Origin of the sequence: Aeromonas sp. FDAARGOS 1404 (assembly GCF_019047085.1) — a bacterium.
Taxonomy (GTDB): domain Bacteria; phylum Pseudomonadota; class Gammaproteobacteria; order Enterobacterales; family Aeromonadaceae; genus Aeromonas; species Aeromonas veronii.
The window spans coordinates 355,598-376,583 of sequence record NZ_CP077237.1; the positions used below are offsets into that span (position 1 = coordinate 355,598).

Annotated in this window: 13 protein-coding genes, 3 tRNA genes and 2 pseudogenes; 12 read left to right on the forward strand and 6 right to left on the reverse strand. The window is 58.0% G+C overall.

Going from position 1 to position 20,986, the window contains the following annotated elements:
* Positions 1 to 269 precede the first annotated feature (269 nt).
* A pseudogene (locus tag I6L34_RS01570) lies at positions 270 to 671 on the reverse strand (transposase); the annotation flags it as partial.
* Between the two features lie 45 nt (positions 672 to 716).
* Here I6L34_RS01570 and I6L34_RS01575 point away from each other — a divergent pair.
* Positions 717 to 1,926, forward strand: a pseudogene (locus I6L34_RS01575) (IS3 family transposase).
* A 565-nt stretch (positions 1,927 to 2,491) separates the two neighbouring features.
* On the opposite strand, the gene I6L34_RS01580 reads toward I6L34_RS01575, so the two are convergent.
* From I6L34_RS01580 to I6L34_RS01590, 3 genes are all read right to left on the reverse strand, one after another.
* Positions 2,492 to 2,579, reverse strand: a tRNA-Ser gene (locus I6L34_RS01580).
* Positions 2,580 to 2,762: 183 nt separating this feature from the next.
* Positions 2,763 to 4,499, reverse strand: a complete 1,737-nt coding sequence (gene dauA, locus I6L34_RS01585; protein WP_058056698.1) for a C4-dicarboxylic acid transporter DauA — start codon at positions 4,497 to 4,499, stop codon at positions 2,763 to 2,765.
* Between the two features lie 159 nt (positions 4,500 to 4,658).
* Positions 4,659 to 4,937, reverse strand: a complete 279-nt coding sequence (locus I6L34_RS01590) for a hypothetical protein (RefSeq protein ID WP_128821555.1) — start codon at positions 4,935 to 4,937, stop codon at positions 4,659 to 4,661.
* Between the two features lie 49 nt (positions 4,938 to 4,986).
* Between I6L34_RS01590 and I6L34_RS01595 the strand changes: the two genes are divergently transcribed.
* Positions 4,987 to 5,062, forward strand: a tRNA-Asn gene (locus I6L34_RS01595).
* A 4-nt stretch (positions 5,063 to 5,066) separates the two neighbouring features.
* A tRNA-Asn gene (locus I6L34_RS01600) sits at positions 5,067 to 5,142 on the forward strand.
* A 44-nt stretch (positions 5,143 to 5,186) separates the two neighbouring features.
* Here the strand turns inward: I6L34_RS01600 and I6L34_RS01605 are convergent.
* Positions 5,187 to 6,260 carry an HNH endonuclease gene (locus I6L34_RS01605; RefSeq protein WP_058056697.1) on the reverse strand — a complete coding sequence of 358 codons (1,074 nt, stop codon included), beginning with the start codon at positions 6,258 to 6,260 and terminating at the stop codon, positions 5,187 to 5,189.
* On the reverse strand, positions 6,244 to 6,759 hold the full coding sequence (locus I6L34_RS01610; RefSeq protein ID WP_230848152.1) for a bifunctional 2-polyprenyl-6-hydroxyphenol methylase/3-demethylubiquinol 3-O-methyltransferase UbiG: 516 nt from the start codon (positions 6,757 to 6,759) through the stop codon (positions 6,244 to 6,246). The genes I6L34_RS01605 and I6L34_RS01610 overlap by 17 nt, the downstream gene beginning before the upstream one ends.
* Before the next feature lie 555 nt (positions 6,760 to 7,314).
* Here I6L34_RS01610 and I6L34_RS01615 point away from each other — a divergent pair.
* The 9 genes from I6L34_RS01615 (at position 7,315) to I6L34_RS01655 (ending at position 20,978) form a co-directional block, all read left to right on the forward strand.
* Positions 7,315 to 9,906 (forward strand): RecQ family ATP-dependent DNA helicase, encoded by a 2,592-nt coding sequence (locus I6L34_RS01615; protein WP_216955433.1) that lies wholly within the window; start codon positions 7,315 to 7,317, stop codon positions 9,904 to 9,906.
* On the forward strand, positions 9,839 to 12,334 hold the full coding sequence (locus I6L34_RS01620; RefSeq protein WP_216955434.1) for a UvrD-helicase domain-containing protein: 2,496 nt from the start codon (positions 9,839 to 9,841) through the stop codon (positions 12,332 to 12,334). Before I6L34_RS01615 ends, I6L34_RS01620 begins: the two co-directional genes overlap by 68 nt.
* 171 nt (positions 12,335 to 12,505) lie before the next feature.
* Entirely contained in the window at positions 12,506 to 12,991 is a 486-nt protein-coding gene (locus tag I6L34_RS01625) for a YqhA family protein (RefSeq protein ID WP_005333692.1), read from the forward strand.
* A gap of 128 nt (positions 12,992 to 13,119) precedes the next feature.
* A complete protein-coding gene (locus I6L34_RS01630; RefSeq protein ID WP_005361249.1) occupies positions 13,120 to 13,569 on the forward strand; it encodes a hypothetical protein in 450 nt (149 codons plus the stop codon).
* Positions 13,570 to 13,573: 4 nt separating this feature from the next.
* A complete protein-coding gene (locus I6L34_RS01635) occupies positions 13,574 to 16,570 on the forward strand; it encodes a YncE family protein (RefSeq protein ID WP_216955435.1) in 2,997 nt (998 codons plus the stop codon).
* Positions 16,570 to 17,409 (forward strand): FTR1 family protein, encoded by an 840-nt coding sequence (locus I6L34_RS01640; protein WP_216955436.1) that lies wholly within the window; start codon positions 16,570 to 16,572, stop codon positions 17,407 to 17,409. Before I6L34_RS01635 ends, I6L34_RS01640 begins: the two co-directional genes overlap by 1 nt.
* 102 nt (positions 17,410 to 17,511) lie before the next feature.
* Complete coding sequence (locus tag I6L34_RS01645; protein ID WP_216955437.1) at positions 17,512 to 18,936, forward strand: NAD(P)/FAD-dependent oxidoreductase; 1,425 nt, start codon at positions 17,512 to 17,514, stop codon at positions 18,934 to 18,936.
* 34 nt (positions 18,937 to 18,970) lie between these two features.
* Entirely contained in the window at positions 18,971 to 19,531 is a 561-nt protein-coding gene (locus I6L34_RS01650) for a hypothetical protein (RefSeq protein ID WP_216955439.1), read from the forward strand.
* 13 nt (positions 19,532 to 19,544) lie between these two features.
* Positions 19,545 to 20,978 carry a hypothetical protein gene (locus I6L34_RS01655; RefSeq protein WP_254202917.1) on the forward strand — a complete coding sequence of 478 codons (1,434 nt, stop codon included), beginning with the start codon at positions 19,545 to 19,547 and terminating at the stop codon, positions 20,976 to 20,978.
* Positions 20,979 to 20,986 lie beyond the last annotated feature (8 nt).

The window sequence follows — 20,986 nt, forward strand, 5'->3', positions numbered from 1 at the left end:
CAGTCGTTAAGCCAATCGAATGAATTGAATTAAGTAACGCTAATAATTTGATTCATATAGCTTGCTTGCATTTATGGCCAGTTTAAAAAAACCACTATTTATCGAAAACATAAATGACGATCCGTAGTCATCACTCCCCTCATAAATCCAGCCGTAGCGTACAAGCCCCCCGAATCTACAAGTTATGCACCATTGAATCGCGTTGAGACGGCGTTGTTGCCCAAATCAGCTGTAAGAGCGTATCTTACACCCCCCGCCCCAAGTGACCGCTACACTCGGGGCTGTCTGACGGGCAGACCCAGGCTGTTCAGTTTGTTTATCGCTCCAACATACGCCATCACTTCCCCTACCTGACCGTTGTATTTTCGCAGACTGATTTTCCCCGCCAGCAACTGCTTGAACCGATGCATCGCCGTCTCTGCCAGCGAGCGCCGGTGATACCCCGATATCTTCTTCCAGTGCGCCAACCGTTCCTTGCGCATCACCAGCACGGCCTCATTTCTTGGGTGTCCCTTTTTCCATAACCCCGCGTTCTTGCGAGGCGGGATACAGGCTGTCGCTCCTTTACCTGCTATCAGCTGATGGCTGGCTTTGCTGTCGTAGGCGCCATCCGCATAAATACGGCCCAGCTTGCGCCGCAGTGGATTGTGTAGTGGTCTAATCATCTCGGACACCATTTTAGGTGGTACAGTCGCCACCATGACCTGAGGTGTCCAATGACAAGATTACGTCGCTCATTTACTGCCGAATTCAAACTCGAAGCCGCATCCCTGGTGCTCGACCAGGGATATTCTGTCCCTGAAGCCAGCCGTTCACTGGATGTCGGTGAAACCGTACTGCGCCGCTGGGTTCAGCAACTGCAATCCGAACGCGGTGGTACAACCCCCACCGGAAAAGCACTGACTCCGGAGCAGTAAAAAATTCAGGAGCTGGAAGCCCGCATCAACCGGCTCGAGCGCGAAAAGGACATTCTAAAAAAGGCTACTGCTCTCTTGATGGCGGACGAGTTCACACGTACGCGCTGAATAGACCGATTAAGGGAGCAAGCCCCCATCACCTTGGTCTGCTGCGCTTTCGATGTTCCCACCTTCTGTTTTTACGATTATCTGGCTCGCAGGCGGACGATTAACCGTGAGCGCATGCAGCAACGCTTTGAGTTGCGCCGGTTGTTCAAAGCGAGCCGGAACTCAGCGGGCAGCCGTGCCTTGATGTCGATGATGCGGGAATTGGGGTATCAGATTGGTCGATTCAAAGTACGTAAGCTGATGAAGGAGGGCGGGTTGGCATCCAAACAGCCGGGCGTACACACGTTATAAGGTGGCACGGTCAGAACGACCGAATATACCCAATCTGCTGGCCCGCGAATTTGATGCTCCGCAACCCAATCAGGTGTGGTGTGGTGTGGTGTGGTGTGGTGTGGTGTGGTGTGGTGTGGTGTGGTGTGGCGATATTACCTACATCTGGGCTGGTGGTCGTTGGCATTACCTGGCAGCGGTGCTCGACCTGCATACCCGACGGGTCGTGGGCTGGGCGATATCTGATAAACCTGATGCAGAATTGGCAATCAAAGCACTGGAGATGGCCTATCAGCAGCGGGGTTGCCCATCCGGTGTGCTATTTCACTCCGACCAGGGCAGCCAATATGGTAGCCGGGCATTTCGGCAACGACTGTGGCGTTATCGCATAACCCAGAGCATGAGTCGGCGTGGAAACTGCTGGGATAACGCCCCGATGGAGCGACTGTTCAGGAGCCTGAAGTCAGAGTGGCTGCCGGCTATGGGATATATGAGCTTGCGAGAAGCGAAACGAGATATCAGTTATTACCTGATGGATTACTACAACTGGCGGCGTCCACATTGCCACAATGACGGGATACCGCCAGCAAAAGCCGAAGAACGGCCTAACCAAGTGTCCGGATTTAGTTGACCACTACACCCTTCACTGCTTCTCAAGATGAGGCAGAAAACCCTGCGCATCCCAAATGGCCTGATCGGTGTAGAGGGAGTTGATAAAACTCGGATACATTGCACCCGTGGACGTGGCAGCACCTGCTACGTAGCCTTGCTATCAACCTGTGAGACAAGCCTGTTGCGCCGAGGCCATTCAGTGATAGGACGAGACGCGTTCCCATAGTGTTGATTTGAAGAGAATGACGCGATTTGGCATCGGGTGGTATTTGATTGGCTAGTGAAGGCGTGGATCTGAGATGGGAGAAGAGTATTCATAACCCAAGTGGCATGACAGACTATTTTCGAGAGCGAGCGTTTCTATCCCGTTGTACAACGCATAAAGACCAACTTTGCGACAGGTTCTTTTTGTTCCTTCTCCGGGTTAGAACTGGATTATTTGCAGCTCAGTGGCTCACCGCTTCGAATCGGCCGTTGGCAGCCATGAATAACCCCGAACGACTCCCGTGTGGATTTTTCCCCTCGTCGATATAAGAGTTCCGTATAGCAAAAAGCCCTGATGTTTCCATCAGGGCTTTGCAATGTGGCGGTGAGGGAGGGATTCGAACCCTCGATACGTTGCCGTATACACACTTTCCAGGCGTGCTCCTTCAGCCACTCGGACACCTCACCAAATTTTTGCTCACTGCTTTATGTGCTTGAGCAGCACATTCGCTGGCGGACCATGCCGCGGCGACGGGGCGTAATGTAAGGGATACGATGGCTTTTGGTCAATGCAATTTTTTACTTTTTGCGTTCGTTTGCTCAATATCCGAACTAAGTGACCAAAAATATGCCGTTTCGTATCCCTTTCAATCAATTTACTGCCGCTTCGTGCAAATGTTCACCTTTGAGCGCCTCTTCCAGCGAGCCGTAAAACTCCAGCTTGCCGGGCTGCGGCCGCACCTTGGCCCGTGCCAGGGTCTTGAGCGGTTGGAACTGCAACTCGGCCACCCGCAACTCGACACCGGCTTTAGCCATCTGCTTGCCAAAGTGGAGGAAGGCAGACAGGCCGCCCGCATCGAGGATGGAAACCGCCTCCATCTGCAACACCAGCACCTTGTGTCCTTTCACTTGCGCTTCCAGCTCGGCAAAGACCCGTTCGGCCGCGGCGAAGAAGAGCGGGCCGTTGATCTTGTAGAGCAGGCCGCTGTCCGGCACCTCATGGGCATAGCGTTTGTGCTCGGCCAAGTCGTGCAGTTTGGTCATCTTGGCGATTTCGCGCATAAAGAGCAGGGAAGCCAGGATCACCCCGAAGGTGATGGCGATAACCATGTCGAAAATGACAGTGAGTGACAGGCAGACCAGCAGCACCAGCACATCGGATTTGGGCGCGCGACGGATCAGCTCCACCACCTTGTGCGCTTCACTCATGTTCCAGGCCACGATAAGCAGCAAGGCAGCCATGGCCGAGAGCGGCAACCAGGAGAGCCAGGGGGCCAACACCAGAATGGCGGCCAGCACCACCAGCGCATGAACGATCCCCGAGATGGGGGACGTAGCGCCGGCACGCACGTTGGCGGCAGAGCGGGCGATGGCGGCGGTAGCGGTAATGCCGCCAAAGAAGGGGGCGAAGATGTTGCCAAGCCCCTGCCCCACCAGCTCGGCGTTGGAGCTGTGCTTGCGACCTGTCATGCCATCGAGCACCACGGCGCAGAGCAGCGACTCGATCGCCCCCAGCATCGCCATGGAGAAGGCGGCAGGCAGCAGCCGCTCAACAGCCGCCAGGTTCCATTCAACCGGCAAGCCATCCGGTCCGGGCAAGGCCCAGGGCATCACCAGGGTCGGCGCGATGGGCGGAATCCCCATCCCTTGAGTGCCATCGGCCAGGGTATAGCTGAACTTGCTGCCGATGGTGGCCACATCCACCCCAAAGTAATGGAGGCCAAAACCCAGACCCACCCCGACCAGCACCGCGGGCAGGTGGCCGGGCACCGGCAGACGCAGGCGCGGCCAGAGCAGCAGCACGGCCAGTGTTGCGACCCCCACCAGGGTATCGCCCCACTGCCAGCTTGGCAGGGCGGCGGCCAGCGCTTCGACCTTGCCCAGATAGGTTTCCGGCATCTCGGGCACGCTCAGGCCAAAGAAGTCCTTGATCTGCAAGGTGGCGATCACGATGGCGATACCACCGGTAAAGCCCAACGTCACTGACGGGGGAATGTACTCGATAAGGCGGCCAAGACGGGCCATCCCCATCGCCACCAGAAAGAGGCCTGAGATGAGCGTCGCCATCAACAGACCGCCAACCCCGAACTGCTGGGCAACCGGATAGAGGATCACCACAAAGGCAGCGGTCGGGCCGGAGATGGAGTAACGGGAGCCACCGGTCACGGCGATCACGATACCGGCAATGATGGCGGTATAGAGACCGTGTTGCGGCGGTACACCGCTGGCGATGGCCAGTGCCATGGCGAGCGGGATGGCGATGATGCCCACCGTCACACCGGCGATAAGATCACGGCCGAAGCGGGCCATGCTGTAGGGTTCATCAATACAGGACTGGCGTAAGGCTATGGCGAGCTTCACGCTATTTAAAGAGGCTTGCTTGTGCATGTATATCGTAATACCAGAAGAGGGAGATAAAGGCCGGAGAGATCCGGCGCCCGATCATCATCAAGGGCCGGCAGGGCTGTCGACGCGGCGATGGTATCCTGCGTAACCTTACTCCAGACGGGCCATTTTTTCGATGGGCAGGATCAATGAAACGCGCGCTCACCCATTATTTGGCCTATTTGCCGCCAAATCGCCGATCTTGGCTCCTGCTCTCCCCCTTTTTGCCACAAAGATTACCATTTGAGCCTCATCGAGTTGCCAGCACGTTCGCGACATCATGCTGTCATCATCAGGTTGATGCGAACCGAACCAATGCCCCCTGCGCCGGTTGGGGGGAGCGATGGCAAGGGACTGATTGTGCTGAAAATAAACCGCAAAGCGCAACTTTTGGGCAAACAGTCCGAAAATCCGGTTTTCGGGAAATTCGCGGGTTGACACCCGCCGCCCTGGTCATTAATATTCGCCCCGTCTTGACGAGACAGGCAATTCCTCCTTAGTTCAGTCGGTAGAACGGCGGACTGTTAATCCGTATGTCACTGGTTCAAGTCCAGTAGGAGGAGCCACTTTTCCCTCGTAGTTCAGTCGGTAGAACGGCGGACTGTTAATCCGTATGTCACAGGTTCAAGTCCTGTCGAGGGAGCCAAATTCTAAAGCCCAGCCTTTTGGCTGGGCTTTTTCGTATCTGCCTCAGAAGAGCCTAGAGAAGCCTAGATTACTCATCCCCACACTGGGGGCTGTCACGTCCACAAACAGGTCAATACCACGCCACAACCGAGCATGCTCACGGAGTGCTTGCTGATAGGCCCAAGTAGCGATGGCAGTAGAACGCTCGGCATCGACGCTGACCAGAGGGGCCAGCTCGTCCGTGAGGTACGCCCCATGGGTCAGGATATTCTGCTCGTACCAAGCATCCCTGTGCTCGGGAGCGGCAAGAAAATCCCGTTTGCTCCGATTACAGTTGGCGTGTGCCAGTACGAAGTTGTGACCCAAATCGATTGGATAACGACGCCAGGGGATGAAATGGTCTACCTCACCACTCCCGTGTATCGCCTTGTTACAGTAAAAACAGGTTCCCCCCTGCAAGTCCCTCAATACCTCTCCTACTCGCCCCAGCGCCTGACGGCTTGAACCAAATAGAAAATTCTCCAACCCCACACTGGGGCCAATCAGTGGCTGATTACCCTTGATGTCGCAGATAAGCTGTAACCAATGCTGTCGGGAGAGGGAGACCACCAGATCGTAAAAGCGGTGGAGACAGTAGAGAATGCCGGGGTTAAGGCAGATATGATCCGCGCCCCTTTGGTGCGGATAGAGGTGGCACTCCTCTCGCCCACCCAGGATCTGCAGACGCCACAAGGGTCCCTCAACAAGGATGCGCCGAACTCGGGCAAGAAGAGGCCGCCAGGCGTCGTGACGACGCAGTGCAGTTACCGAGCGGACACCCTCTTCACGCAGCCGGGACAACTCCGTCAGCATGATGGCCTGACGACCGCTGCTCTGTTTGAGCAAGGTGGCCGTTTCTCCCGTCGCCGAGTAGGGCAGACTGTGCTGCCAATAGAGCTCCACAAACTTGGTGGCCAGTTCGTCCAGCGTAATGGTGCGCGCCGCAGTCAGATCATGGGTCTCGCTGCTGCGCTCAATCGCGATATCAGCAATCCCGTGGAGCAAGCCGCACTTGTAAGTGGCAACAAAATCGCCTTCGGTAAAGATGCGTTGCAAATAAGCAATAAAGGCGAGTTGCTGCTCAGGAGAGGCGTGCATGCTCGCCCCCAAGGATCAGACTCTGCCAACTCAACCCGGTACGCGCCAAGGCATCCCCCTGTGGTTCTGACACATGGAGCAGTGTCATCCCCTCCGCCAATGCAAGCCGCTCCACTTCATCGACAGCTACCGGATACATGGCTCGCTCCCGCATCTCCAGCTCCGACACAGTCAGGCGAAGACTCAGTACCAGATAGCCGTCTGGTGAGAGCAGCTCATGAAGACGTGCCAGAGCCAAGGGTCGAGACTCCGGGGATAGATGCATCCAGACAGCACTGAGCAAAATCAGATCAAAAGTACCGGTCACGCGAGAGAGAGCAGGCATAGCGTCATTGACCCACGCCACCGCTGCCTCACGGGTATGACATTGCCCCTGTAGAGCAAGTGCCTGACAGGGCTCGGCAGCGACCACAGTGTTGCCCTGATGGAGCCCGGCTAAAAACGCGGCATCCCGACCACTGCCAGCCTCCACATCAAGCACCCTGTGCGGTGCAGCCAAAAGCCAAGGTTCCAGCAGAGTGAGCTAGTCGCCGTGAACTGCGCGAGCAGATACCTGCTGGTAACGGGTCGCCAATTCGGTGGCGTGGCGCTGGTAGTAATCGAGGGACACAATGCGTTCCGATCGGAGAAGGAAGGGAAATAGTCTCACAAGATCAGTGGGTTGACCATGACAAGGACGACACTTTCCAAACATGAGCCATTAAGGATGCAGGGACATTTACCAAAACGGGATACCAGCCAAAAGAACTGAGACCAGAGGGCTCTGAATGATGCCATCATTCAACATTTCGGGTAATATTCGGCCAACTCACTGATCTTTTGGCACTTATTATCGCCATGAGAGGTCAACGCCAGATGGAGATGGCTATTAATGAACTCGACTGATGTCGTGCCCCTGTTTGGGGATGACAAGATTCTTTCCTTTGACCTTGAACTGACCCGGGACGAAAAACTGCGTCATCTGGGGGCGCTCCTGGCTGGTCGTGAACTCAATCTCAAGGGCCCGCAGGATCTCGCACTCAAGGAGCTAAATGCGCTGGCACAAGGGGCGGATGTGATCCTTGGTCACAATATTCTCGATTTTGATCTCCCCTGGTTGGCCAAACAGGCTGTACGCCCTCAGTTACTTCTCGAAAAGCCGGTAATAGATACCCTCTATCTATCTCCCCTTGCCTTTCCCAAAAACCCCTATCACCGCTTGGTCAAGGATTACAAACTGGTTCGGGATACCCTCAATGATCCGGTCGCGGATGCAAGGCTCGCATTGCAGATTTTCTCGGAACAGCTGATAGCACTACAAGCCTTACCCCTGTCCCAATTGCAGCTTTATCAATATCTGTTCGACCGGGGAGTCATGGCGCAATTTAACACTCAGGGTCTGTCACTGGTGTTTGCCAGACTGACAGGCCGCCCGCCAGTGCGGGTCTCGGAGCTACCCACTCTCATCAAGAGCATTGCCCGTGAGAAAGCGTGCCCCAATCAGCTCAACCGAGTGATTGGTGATGCCCTGCGTCAACCCATGCTGTTGTTACCATTGGCTTATGCCTGCGCCTGGTTGCCCGTGTCCGGCGGGAACTCCGTATTGCCCCCCTGGATTTGGCGCCGCTTCCCCCAGACCGCAGAAATCATTCACACAGTTCGTGAACGTCACTGCGGTCATGCTGACTGCAGCTATTGTCAGGAGAACCACGACGCACGCCGCCATCTGCAGCGAATTTTCGAGCTCGACAACTTTCGCAACCTGCCTGATGGGACACCATTGCAGAAGACCTTGATCGAGGAAGCCATGGCTGGCGTCGCATTGCTCGGCATACTCCCAACCAGCGGCGGTAAGTCGCTCTGCTACCAGCTCCCGGCACTGGTGCGTAACCAGCGAAGCGGTGCTCTCACGGTCGTGATATCCCCCCTGCAGGCACTGATGAAAGATCAAGTGGACAACCTTAAACACAAAGCCGGTATTGAAGGGGTTGCCGCTATCTCGGGGCTGCTGACGCTACCAGAGCGAGGCGCGATTCTTGAACAGATCCGCATGGGGGATATCGCCTTGCTCTATATCTCCCCCGAGCAATTGCGCAACCGCACAGTCAAACAAGCAATACGACAACGTCAAATCGGTGGCTGGGTATTTGACGAAGCGCACTGCCTGTCGAAATGGGGACATGATTTTCGCCCTGACTATCTCTACTGCGCCAAGGCCATCGCCACAATTGCCAAGGAACAGCAGGTCCCCATGCCTCCTGTCTTCTGCTATACCGCGACCGCCAAACCGGATGTGATTGAGGATATTTGCGCCCAGTTTCTCGATAAACAGCCCCGACCTCTTCTCAGACTGGAAGGCGGGGTTGAACGTACCAACCTCGAATATGCCGTCGTTGAGTGTCCCGGTCTCAATAAACAGGGCCATATCCTTAACCTGCTCGAGCAGTTCTTTGGTGAGGAAAAGCCCGGCTCCTGCGTTATCTACTGCGCAACGAAGCGCAGCGTGGACGAGCTGGCCGATTTCCTCGGTCAGCAACAATCCCTCCCTGTCTCGCGCTTTTACGCCCGAATGGACAGTGCACAGAAAAAAGCGACTCTAGAACAATTTATCAATGGCGAGATCCGGGTCATCTGTGCGACCAACGCCTTCGGGATGGGGATCGACAAGGATGATGTGCGTTTGGTGATCCATGCCGATATCCCCGGCTCCCTCGAAAACTATCTACAGGAAGCTGGACGAGCTGGCCGCGATACAGCACAAGCCCACTGCGTATTGCTGTTTGATGAACAAGATATCGAGAAACAGTTTCAGCTCGAGGCCATGAGTGAAGTCAGCCTGCGCGATATCAAACAGATCCTGCGCGGAATAAGGCTCAGGGCCAGCAAAGGAGGCAAGCAGGATAACAACTCGCCACTGGTCGCCACCAGTGCAGAGCTCATCAACCAGCCAGAGGTGGAAACCAGCTTCGCTGCCGATGACAGCAATGCGGATACCAAGGTCAAGACAGCTATTGCCTGGCTCGAACGAGCGGGCTATCTGGAACGTAGCGACAACATCACTCAGGTTTTTCAGGGGCGCCCTCTGTTTGCTTCCACAGAAGAGGCAATGAAAAGGGTAGACAGTCTGAAACTGGCTCCCAAGGCCAAAGCCATCTGGCAAGCTGTTATCCAGGCGCTGATGAGTGCTGCCGATGATGATGGCCTCAGTGCCGATGCCATTGCCGAAGAGGCAGGCCAATACATGGCAGACAAAGGAAGTGGTGTTCAGGCCAGTGAAGTGATGCGGGTACTCACCCAGATGGCGGATGTCGGTCTTCTCTCTCAGGGGATGTTACTGACTACCTGGCTTCGCCCCAAAGGAAGAGACAATGCCAGGGTGCTCTGCGGACAAGTACACAGTATTGAAAAGGCGATGCTGGACACCTTGCGTGAACAAGAGCCCGAACCTGATACAGGGCAAGGGCTGACCTTTAACATTCGACTGGTCAATCAGGCCATCAAAGATCTGGGACATGAACGGTGTAATCCTGGCTTGCTGCGCAATTTGCTGACCAGCTGGGCCCAGGATGGTCGCTCGGGGGGTGAGAAAGGCTCCATTGATGTCAAATATCTCTCTCGGGATCTTTACCAACTCACCTTCAACCGAACCTGGTCCCAGCCAGATTGAGCAGACAATTGATCAACGCCATCGCGTCACTGGCGCCACCCTCGATTTTCTCTACACCCTGTTGGCAAGCAGCGAAGAGAGTGTCCAGCGCCAGGTGATGCTGTCATTTGCCCTGGAGCAACTGGTCAAATACCTGCGAGAAGACATGGATGTGGCTCAGCTCATGAACAAGCGGGAGGCAAGCAGCCAGCAGGAGTGGTTGCTCAAAGGGGCAGAGCGGGCACTGCTCTACCTGCATGAGCAACACGCCATCGTGCTGCAAAATGGCCTTGCCGTGTTCCGAAGCGCTATGACCCTCACGCTGACCGCTGAGCGGCAGCAACAATACAACAAGGCAGACTATCAGCCGCTTGAGCATCACTATCGCCAGAAGGTGATTCAGATCCATGTGATGAATGAATACGCCCGCATCAGCCTGGAACACTTCAAGAAAGCCAAAAAGCTGGTGACAGACTACTTCTCCATGGAAGCTGACAAGTTCCTCGGTCACTACTTCAAAGGGCGCAACAAAATCCTGGAGCTGGCGACCAGCGAACACTCCTGGAAGCGCATCGTCGAAGATCTTCACAACCGTTCCCAGGAACAGATCGTCCAAGCACCGCCCGAGCAAAACTTGCTGGTACTGGCAGGGCCGGGGTCAGGCAAGAGCAAGGTGATTATTCACCGCTGCGCCTATCTGATGCGGGTCAAGCAGATCTCCCCATCGCGGATCATGTTGCTCTGTTACAACCATAATGCGGCGATGTCCCTGCGCCGACGCCTGACCGAGTTGCTGGGGCGTGACGGAGCACGGGTCTCGGTATTCACCTTTCACGGTCTCGCCATGAGTCTGACGGGCAATGCGGTGCAAAATCGGACATCAGACGATATCGACTTTACCACCATCATTGATGACGCAATCAAGCTGCTCCGGGGAGAGCAGAACCAGCTCGGTCTCGAATTGGAAGAGCAGCGGGAAAAGCTGCTCGGTGGATTGCAATTTCTGCTCGTCGACGAGTATCAGGACATTGATGAACAACAGTACCAGCTTATCGCGGCACTGGTGGGCAAAAGCGAAGAGGATGAGGAGGCCCGACTGCATCTGATGGCTGTGGGTGATGATGACCAATCGATCTACGCCTTTCGCGACGCGAACGTCAGCTTTATTCGCCGCTTTGAGCAAGACTACAACGCCCAGACTCACTTCCTGACCTGGAACTATCGTTCCACCGCCCACATCATCGAGACCTCCAACCGCCTGATTGAGCACAATCAGGATCGCATGAAGCGTACACATCCCATCGAGATCGACGACAGGCGCAAGATGGAAGTGGCTGGGGGGCACTGGGAGGGGATGGAGACAGCACAGGGTCGCGTCATCATCCAGCAGTGCCAGGATGCAGCCCAACAGGCAGCCGAGGTCGTGAGACATATCACGCTTATCCGTGAGAAGACTCCCACTTGCCCGCTGGAATCTATCGCCGTGCTGGCCCGTAATGGGCTAGAGAAGGAGGAACTGGCCTGGGTACGCTCGGCACTGGCAGATGCTGATATTCCCTGTCGTTTTACTCTGGATAAAGAGAACGGTTTTCCTGTGCATCGCTGCCGTGAAATCTTGCGCTATCAGAATTGGCTACAACAGCAAGGTCATGCCCTGCTGACAGCGGAGCAACTTGCAGCCCCTCTCCCTCCACTCTCACTGGCCAACCGTTGGGAGGAGCTACTGCACGATCTGATTGCTCAGTGGCAAGCCAGCCAGGGAGAGCACGCTCTTTCTGCCCACCACTTCCTGATGTTCCTCTACGAGTATTTGAGCGAGCAAAAGCGCCAGATCCGCTTCGGTAAAGGGGTATTGTTAAGTACGGTACATGGGGTTAAGGGGGAGGAGTATCGCCATGTGATACTTCTCGACGGCGGCTGGCAACGCGCGGCGGAGCTATCGACCAGTAACCTGGAAGAAGAGCGGCGCCTCTTCTATGTGGGGATGACACGTGCTATCGAAAGGCTGGTTCTCATGGCTCGCCACGATCAACGTAATCCCCATATTCCACTGATCGCCTCCCACTGCTACGTGCAGAGACCTAACGCAACCCGACCGGACAGACAACGTCGTTTCGCCATGATGGGTATGTCGCAACTGGTGTTGGGATATGCAGGTCACAGTGATGAAGGCCAGACTATTCACAACGAACTGAGAGCGTTGAAAGTAGGCGATGCCGTACGCATTGCCCCCGACAAACAGGACAGGCTCCATGTCTATCACCGCAGTCACAAGATCGCTCGCCTCTCCCTACAGGGAGAAGAAACCTGGAAATTCGATGTGAATACAATCCGCGAAGCCAGAGTGATCGCCTTGATAGAGCGGCGTAAAGAGCAGGAAAAGGATGAGTATCAACCCAAGATGCGCAGCGAACGTTGGGAGATCCCCATAATCGAGCTGGAGTTATGAACCAAACTGGTAGCCCCCCATGCTACCGGGATAGATCTTCACGACTTGCAGCACCAGCTGTGCCGGTACTGCAGTAGGTGATAGTGAAAGCTTGGTGACTTGACGACACGTCGCTGCCAATAGCCTCAATTCAGGTCATAATCACCCAGCTTCCCTTACCTTGGAGTTTTTATGCGTCGATTCAATTTCATGCTCAATGGCAGCAGATTGATGATGTTCCCCTTCTACATTGGCATTCTCATCTGCGTGGTATTGCTGATGGTGAAGTTTGCCATGCAGCTCTATCAGCTTTCTGTAAACATTTTCGAGATCCCCTATCTGGATCTCATTACCGGCGTGCTGACCCTGGTGGACTTTATACTGGTGGCCCAGATGCTGATCCTGGTTGCTATCTGTGGCTATGTGCAATTTATCCAGACGGAAGAGCAGCGCGCCTCCCTTAGCAGCAACTGGCTTAGCAAGATCAACTTTGCCTCCCTCAAGCTCATCGTCATCAACTCGCTGGTGACTATTGCCGGAGTGGAGGTGCTCAAGGCATTTCTCGAAGATGGCATCATCAACGAAGTCGATATGAAGTGGTCCGTGGTGGTGTTTCTCGCCTTCTCGCTGGCCGCGCTCATCTATGCGGTGACCGAGCGGATGGCGGAGCATAAATAGTCGAGTTCGATCACTGTGCTTGTTCAGCCTTGATTCACCAGCAATACAATTGATAACACTTTTCATTACTCTTACTGCGTTATAAACTTGCTCCCCCCGGGCTGCCCCGCCCGGGTGCTGGAGCCTTTATGACAAGCCTTTCTCTCTCACCACGACAATTCTGGCAGTGGCTGGCCTACCACCATCAGGCCGCCGAGGGCACCCTCTATCTGATGTTCTTCTCCGGCCTGCTGCTGTGGGAACCGCTGACCCCGCTCTGGTCGCTGGCACGCTGGAATCTGTTTTTCCATGTGATGCTCTCGCTCACCCTGTTTCCGCTGCTGTTTGGCGCCTTCTGGCTCTCCCACCGCAGCTTGTTGAACCGAAGCAACAAACCCTTTTTACGCACCACGGGGCGGATTATCGAAGCCCTGCTGCTGATCTGTCTGGCCAGCGGCCTGCTGCTGGTACTGCACGGCACCCCGGGCGATGCCATGGGCAACCTCGCCAGCTGGGCCCACTGGCTGAGCGCGTTGGCGTTAACTCCTCTGGTGCTGCGCCACGCCTGGCGCTGGACCATCTTGAAATGGCGCACCTGATCTTATGTTGAAGTTGTTGTTATCCCTGATGTTGACCGCTCTGCTGCTGGGGACCGCCTCGGCCCAGGAGATGGGCACCGCCATGATTGCCTATGACGAGGGGAACGCCCCGCGCCTCGTTACCGCCAACCTGAGCGCAGGTTCCGTCACCCTGCTGGAGCGCGATAGCGGCAAGCGCCTAAAAGAGGTGCCGCTGGGGGGCGATCTGCGCCAGCTGGCCCGCGCCGATGATGGTACCCTGCTGGTCACCGACTACAGCGGCGATCGCCTGCTGCTGCTGGATGATGATCTCGATCTGGAAAAGGCGATCCCCACCGGCCATAGACCCTACGGGGTCATTTTCGATGCCAAGCGGCAGTGGTTCTGGGTCACGCTGTTCGAATCAGCTCGTCTGCAGGCCTACGACACCGCCGGCAACCTCCAGCTGGATGCAGAAACCGCCGAGACTCCCCGCGGGCTGGCATTGACCGACGATGATCGCCTGCTGCTCACCCACGCCATGACCGGCCAGCTCGCCATCTATGATCTCGCCAAGCTTGGCAACGGCGCCAAGGGATCTTCGCTTCCCAAGCCCAAGCTCATTACCCTGGCCGAGACCCACAGCGACACGCCGAGCGACTCTCAAGGCTTGCCGCGCCTGCTGGACGGCATCGCCCTCTCCCCCGATGGCAGCGAAGCCTGGCTGCCCCATGTGCTGTGGAGCTTTGATCACCCTTTCCAGTTTCAGAGCACCGTCTTTCCGGCGGTCTCCATCATCGATCTCGATGAGGAGAAAGAGCGGGTCGATGAAAGAAAACAACTCTTTTTGCAGATCAATCTGCCAAGCGTCGGCAACCGCAGCCAGATCGTCTCCAACCCGTTCGCGGCGCGCTTTGCCGCCGACGGCAAGCGGGTCTATCTGACCCTGGCGGGCTCGGAAGATCTGCTGGTGTTCGACCTCTCTCGCAGCGGCAAATCCAACAACAACCGCCACCGCCGCAAGAAATTTCAGGGGGGCGCCAAGGCGACCCAGCTCTTGCGCCATCTGCCGGGCCAGAATCCGCGGGATCTGCTGATCGATAGCGACCATATTCTGGTGCACAACGCCATGGGGCAGGATCTCACCCGCCTCAATAGCGGCGGCAGCGGCCCTTTTGCCCGGGTCACCGTCGATGTACCCCACTTCGCCAAACTGGTAGAGACGGATCCCCGCCCAGAGCCGCTTCAGCGCGGCGAGCGGCTGTTCCATCTTGGTAACACGCTTGGCAACAACGGCGCCAACTCACGCTTCCCCATGGCGGGGGACAACTGGATGAGCTGCAACTCCTGCCATTTGGACGGGTTCAACTTCACCAACCGCTATCTGATGGCGGCCCATCGCCAGAAGAGCGGCGACAACGCCATCAACGGCCACGCCAACCTCACCAACATGGTGGCGGGGGATTTTGTCGGCGAATACCTGCGCATGACCCAGCAGACCCAGGGCGGCATGGGGCACGACACCCGCGATGGGGCCGAGGCAGTTGACCCCGCGAAGCCCCAACCGGAAGTGAAAGCGATGATGGAAGATCTGCACGCCTTCGTCACCGCCGATGGCAACATCCCCTATCTCGCCAACTGGCTGCGACTCGATGCCCCGCGCACGGATCCCGCCAAGGCGCCAACCACTCACCCGAAGGAGTGGCTCAACTCTGCCTCCTGCCAGAACTGCCACCAACAGGCCTTCAAAGATTGGAGCGAGAGCAACCACCGACTGATGGGCAACTCCCACCCCTACTACAAGGTGGTGCAGGCGCTGGCCCGCGAAACCGAAGGGGAAGCGTTCGGTCAGTGGTGCCAGGGCTGCCATATGCCCCAGCAGGTGATGACCGGCCAGCTGGATCTGCCCAAGGGCTCCCACATGTTCGAGCAGGGTGGCGCCTCGCTGATTGCCGCCCACAAGGCGGGCGAACCTGTGGTGGAGGAAGGGACTGGCTGCGTGCTCTGCCATCGCATCACCAAGGTAGAAGACGCGGGCGGTAACAGCGCCTTTACCGTGAATTTGAAAGACCGCGAGAGCTATGTGTTCGAGGATGCCCCGGGCGGCAGCCTCCAGCACTGGCTGGCCGAGCGGCAGATCAACGCCCGCCCGGCAGCCCACAAAGCCTCCTACCAGAAGGATTTCTACCGCGATGCGGCCCTGTGCAAATCCTGCCACAACGAGTTTGCCCCGGGCACAGGCGCCAATATCGTCAACACCTGGGACGAGTGGGAAAAATCCAGCTTCGCGAACGCGGAGGATCCCGCCAAGCGGCGCACCTGTATCGACTGCCATATGAACCCGGAGCCGGGCAATGGCGGTGCGCCGGTGGCGGGCCAGTCCACCGAAAACGGCACCATGAAAGCGCGGCTCTATCGCCACAACTTTACCGGCGCCCAGCACCAACTGGTGGGGCTGCGCAATCCTGAACTCGAGCAGGAAAGTCTGGCCCTGCTGCGCTCCAGCGCTACCCTCTCCGCCCGTATCGAACAGACTGCCGATAGTCAGCGGTTGGTGGTGCGGGTCGCCAATACCGGCGCGGGCCATGCCCTGCCCACCGGGGTGGCCGATTTTCGTGAACTCTGGCTGGAGCTGACCGTCACCGACGCCAGCGGCAAGGTGGTCCTTGCCAGCGGCCAGCCGGTGGATGGCGCTGTCCCTGAGAATGCTCGGTTGTTCAGAAAAGTGTTCGGTGATGCAGAGGGCAAGCCGGTGGGGCTCAAGTTCTGGCGCTACGCCAAACTGCTGGAAGATACTCGCATTCCGGCCGATGGCTGGCGCGATGAATCCTGGCCGCTGCCCGCAGAAGCCCAAGGGCCCTTCAAGGCCGATATCAAACTCAATTTCCGCACCTACCCCAAGTGGGTCAATGATGCGGTGCGCGCCGCCGAGCCGAGCTTGCCGGAGCCACCCATAGTGCTGCTCGCTCGTCTTCAACTCAACCGGCTGCAACTCACCTTGCCGCCTCTCCCCGTCACGCCCGCTACGGAGCCTCAATCCTGATGTTTGCAAGTTTTCTGATTACCCTGCGCGAGGGGCTGGAAGCCTTCCTGCTGGTCGGCATCTGCCTCTCCTACCTCGCCAAGCTGGGGGCGAGCCGCTACAACAAATTCATCTATCTGGGGGTGGGGCTCGGCCTTATCGCCTCCCTGATCGTCGCCTTCCTGTTCCAGGTGGTGGTGAGCCAGTTCGAGAGCGAGCGCTACAACCACCTCTTGATGGCGGGGATCCTCATCTTCGCCACTCTGGTGCTCACCTATATGGCGATCTGGATGCAAAAGCAGGCAAAATCCCAGGTAGGGGCCATGACGGCACGCATCGATGCGGCCATCGATGGCGGCAACCTGTTTGGTCTGGTGCTGCTCGCCTTCCTGGCGGTGATGCGCGAAGGGTTTGAAACCGTGCTCTTCTTCTCCGCCCTGCTCTACTCCGGGCAAGGGGTCGATCTGCAATCCGGCCTGATGGGCGCGCTGGCGGGGCTGCTGGTCTCCATCGCGCTGGTGTGGGGGCTGCTGCGCTCCACCCGCAAGGTGGCGCTGGCGCCTTTCTTCCGCTGGACGGGCCTGCTGATCATCATCATCGCCGCAGGTTTGCTGTCGTCCGCCGTCAACATGTTGCAGGCGGCAGAGATCATCACCTTCTGGACCACGCCGGTGTTCGATATCAGCCACATTCTCGACGATCAGGGGGTATTTGGTACCTTCCTGCGCGCCCTGTTTGGCTACAATGCCTCACCCGCTGGCTTGCAGCTGCTGACCTGGGCCCTCTATCTGGCGATCTTCGTTACCCTCTGGCAACGCAGCTACCGCCCGCAGGTGAGTACAGCGACTGGCAAGGGCTGAGCCCGCACGCCCTGTGGCAACAAGGCCACGGGGTAACAACACCATTCGGGAGCCGCGCCTTGGCGCGGTTCCCTTATCTATCAAGCAGTTTCGGAATAGGTCATGAGCGATAACAACAAGAAAAGCATTGCAGTGCTGGGCGCTGGCCCCGCCGGTTTGATGGCGGCCTGGCGCCTGTGCCGCGCCGGTTTTGCCGTCACCCTGTTCGAGCAGGAGCCGGTGGTCGGCGGCATGTGCGCCACCCAGACCTTCAAGGGGCGCGATGGGGAGTATCGCTTTGACTACGGCGGTCACCGCTTTATCACCAAAAACCCCGAGCTGCTCGCCTTTATCGACGAGCTGATGGGGGACGACCTGCTCCACGCCGAGCGCAAGAGCGTCATCCGCTTTGGCGGGCGCACCTATGACTACCCCTTGAACCTGCCCAACCTGCTCAAAATGGCGCCGCTGGCCCTGATGGCCGGTGCGGTAAAAGACTTGCTGCTGTTGCCCTTTAGCAAGAAGCCGGACGATTTTGCCAAGGCGAGCTTTGCCGAGTGGATCCAGAGCCACTTTGGCCGCACCCTCTATCGCCAGTTCTTCGAGGGCTACACCGGCAAGCTGTGGGGCATCAACCCGGACCAGCTCTCCGCCGACTGGGCCGGTCAACGTATCAGCCTCATCGATTTGAAAGACGTGGCGCGCCGCCTGCTGCCAAGACGTAACGGCAGTATCTCGGTACGCACCTATGCCCGCAAATACCGCTATCCCAAATATGGCTTCGGCCAGATCTTCACCACCCTGGGGGAGCGGCTGGTGGCAGAGGGCGTGGAGCTCAAAACCGGCGCCACCATCACCCGCCTTGAGCAAGCCGATGGCCGCATCGAACGGGTGTATTGGAAACAAGATGACGTTGAGCAGAGCGAGCGCTTTGATCAGGTGATCTCCACACTGCCGCTGCCGCTCACCTGCCAGCATCTGGGCTTGCCGTGCGATCTGCACTACCGGTCGCTTCGCTTCGTCAATATGCCGCTTAAAACAGAGAACCTGTCGGACAACACCTGGCAATACCTCTCCGACCCCCATATTCTGGCGACCCGCCTGCAGGAGCCGCGCCGCCGCAGCCCCTTTATGGCGCCCCAGGGCCAGACCTCGGTGATGCTGGAGATCCCCTGCAACCCCGGGGATACCACTTGGCAGGCGCCGCTCTCTGATCTGCGCGGTCGGGTCACCGCCGATCTGGCGAGCCTTGGCGTCGATACCCAGAAGCTTGGCGATGAGACCTTCGAGGCCCGCAGCGAATACGCCTATCCATTGATGGATTTGGGCTATCAGGCGCGCCGCAACGAAGCCATCAAGGCGCTGATGCCGATTGGCAACCTCATCATGACCGGCCGTCAGGGGACATTCCGCTACATCTTCACCGACACCGCCATGGAGATGGGGATGATGGCGGCCGACATGGTGATCGACGGGGTGGACAGACGCCATGCCATCTTTAACCATCGCAACGAAAACACCGTGATCGAAACCCAGAGCGTGGCCTGATGGCCGCGCCATTGGCATAAGTAAGGAGAACAGGATGACCATCCGCCCGGGTTTACTCGCCCTCACCCTGCTGCTGGCCCTGAGCGGGCAGGCGCAGGCTTACTCCTACGCCGCCGCCGGCAAGGAGCCGCTGATCGACGCCCGCGAAGCGCTGCTTGGCGCCGCCACTGGCGGCAAGGATGCCAGCGCCACCTTGAGCGAGATTGCCGACGAACTGACCTATCTGGAGCAGCACCACAAGGTGGAACTGCAAGGGCCGCTGGCCGCCGCCATCAAGGCCAAAGATGCCGCAGCCACCGCCGCCCTGCTCAACCGCGCCTACAAGGCGGAGATCGAGCGCCGCCTCGAAGGGGCCAGCCAGAATCTTGGCGACTACCAGACCGCCAAGGTGCTGGTGGTCAAGAGCAAGCGCTTCCTCGATCTGATCCTCCCATCACTCAGTGAAGGGGATCGCAAGGCGGCCGAGCAGGCGCTGGCCAAGGTGCTGGATGCCATCGGTAACCCGGGGGTATTCGGGGTGGGCGCCAAGCCCGCCGATGCCGCCGCCTTTAGCGATGCAGAAAAAGCGCTGATGGCCATACTGGCACCGCTTTGATGGCCTCTCATCGATGACGACGGCCCCCCTCATCCCCAACCCTTCTCCCGCAAGGGGAGAAGGGGGGCGTCACCACGGTCGATTACGCTTCGCTAATCGCCCCAACTTACTGCTCCTGTTACTGATCCTGCTGCAACTGGCCTGGCTCGGCTGGCTGCTGGCCTTCCCGGTCTCCCTCGATTCCGACGATGCTCTCAATTTTGCCCACGGGGTGACGCGCTTTAGCGTGCTGGAGTTCTCCCCCCACTTTCCGGGCTACCCCGCCTTTATCTGGCTGGCGCGGCTGATCAATCTGGCGGTAGACGATCCGGCACGCGCGGTGCAGTGGGCAAGCCTCTTGGGTAGCAGTTTGCTGGCGCCGCTCGCTGCCTTGCTGGCGGTGAAGCTGTGGCAACGGCCAAGCCTGCTGGTGCCGGTTTGGTTGCTGGTGCTGGCACTGCCGCTCACCCCGACGCTGGCGCTATCCGGCCTTTCGGATGGACCCGCGCTTGCCGCCTGGCTCGGGTCGCTACTGGCCTTGCAGCAGCGCAGAATTGCACTGGCGGGCCTGTCGTTGGGCCTTATGCTGGCCCTGCGCCCTTCATACTTCGTGTTGGCCCTGCTGCCCCTGTGGCTGGGGATGGCGCAAAAGGGAACACGCATCAGATTTGTGCTCCCCATCATGCTGGTGGGGCTTATCAGCCTGCTCTTTGTCTGGCAAGCCGATGGCTGGGCCTATTTCAGCGAGGGGCGGCGCTTTACCGACGGCCACTTTACCCTGTGGGGCAACACGGCAGCGGCCCATGGCGATCGGCTGCTCAGCTGGGCCCGCACCTTCAACGATCAGCTCACCCCGCTCTGGCCCTTGGCTGTTGGGGCTCTGCTGGTACTGCCGCTTTGGCAAAGATCAAAAAACCACCCTGCCGCCCTCCACCCGCTCTGGACACTCTACTGGCTCGCCCTGCTGCTCTGGACCCTGTTTGGCCAGAATCCCGACAATCCCCGCCATCTGGCCCCCATCACCCTGCTCGGTATCGTGCTGCTGGCAGGTTGGCTGCCGCGCCGTGGTGAGGAGGTGGTCGCGGTGGCCGGATTGCTGCTGCTCGGCGCGACCTTCACCCTGCCCCGTCCGCCCGCCATGGTGCAGGCGGCAAAACTGGCAGAAAAAGCGTGCCCGGCACTGGTGACCCAGTGGGGCGTGCGGCTGCTGCGGGAGACCACGGCCTTGGCCGTCACCGATGGCTGGTACAAGGGGGATGCGGCGCTGGCGCTCTCTCAGGGAGCCTGCCGTCTCAGTCGCCGCCCCATCGCCGCGAACGAAATGCCCACCGCGGTGCGCCAGCACTGGTTTGCCCCACGCTTTGCCGCCGAGCCCGGACTCTGGCTCGCCATTCCCTCGCTGCAGACACCTCATAGGGAAAGTGACAAGAAACACAGAAAGAGCACAAAAAACCGCCTGGGCAACTAAAAAAGAGG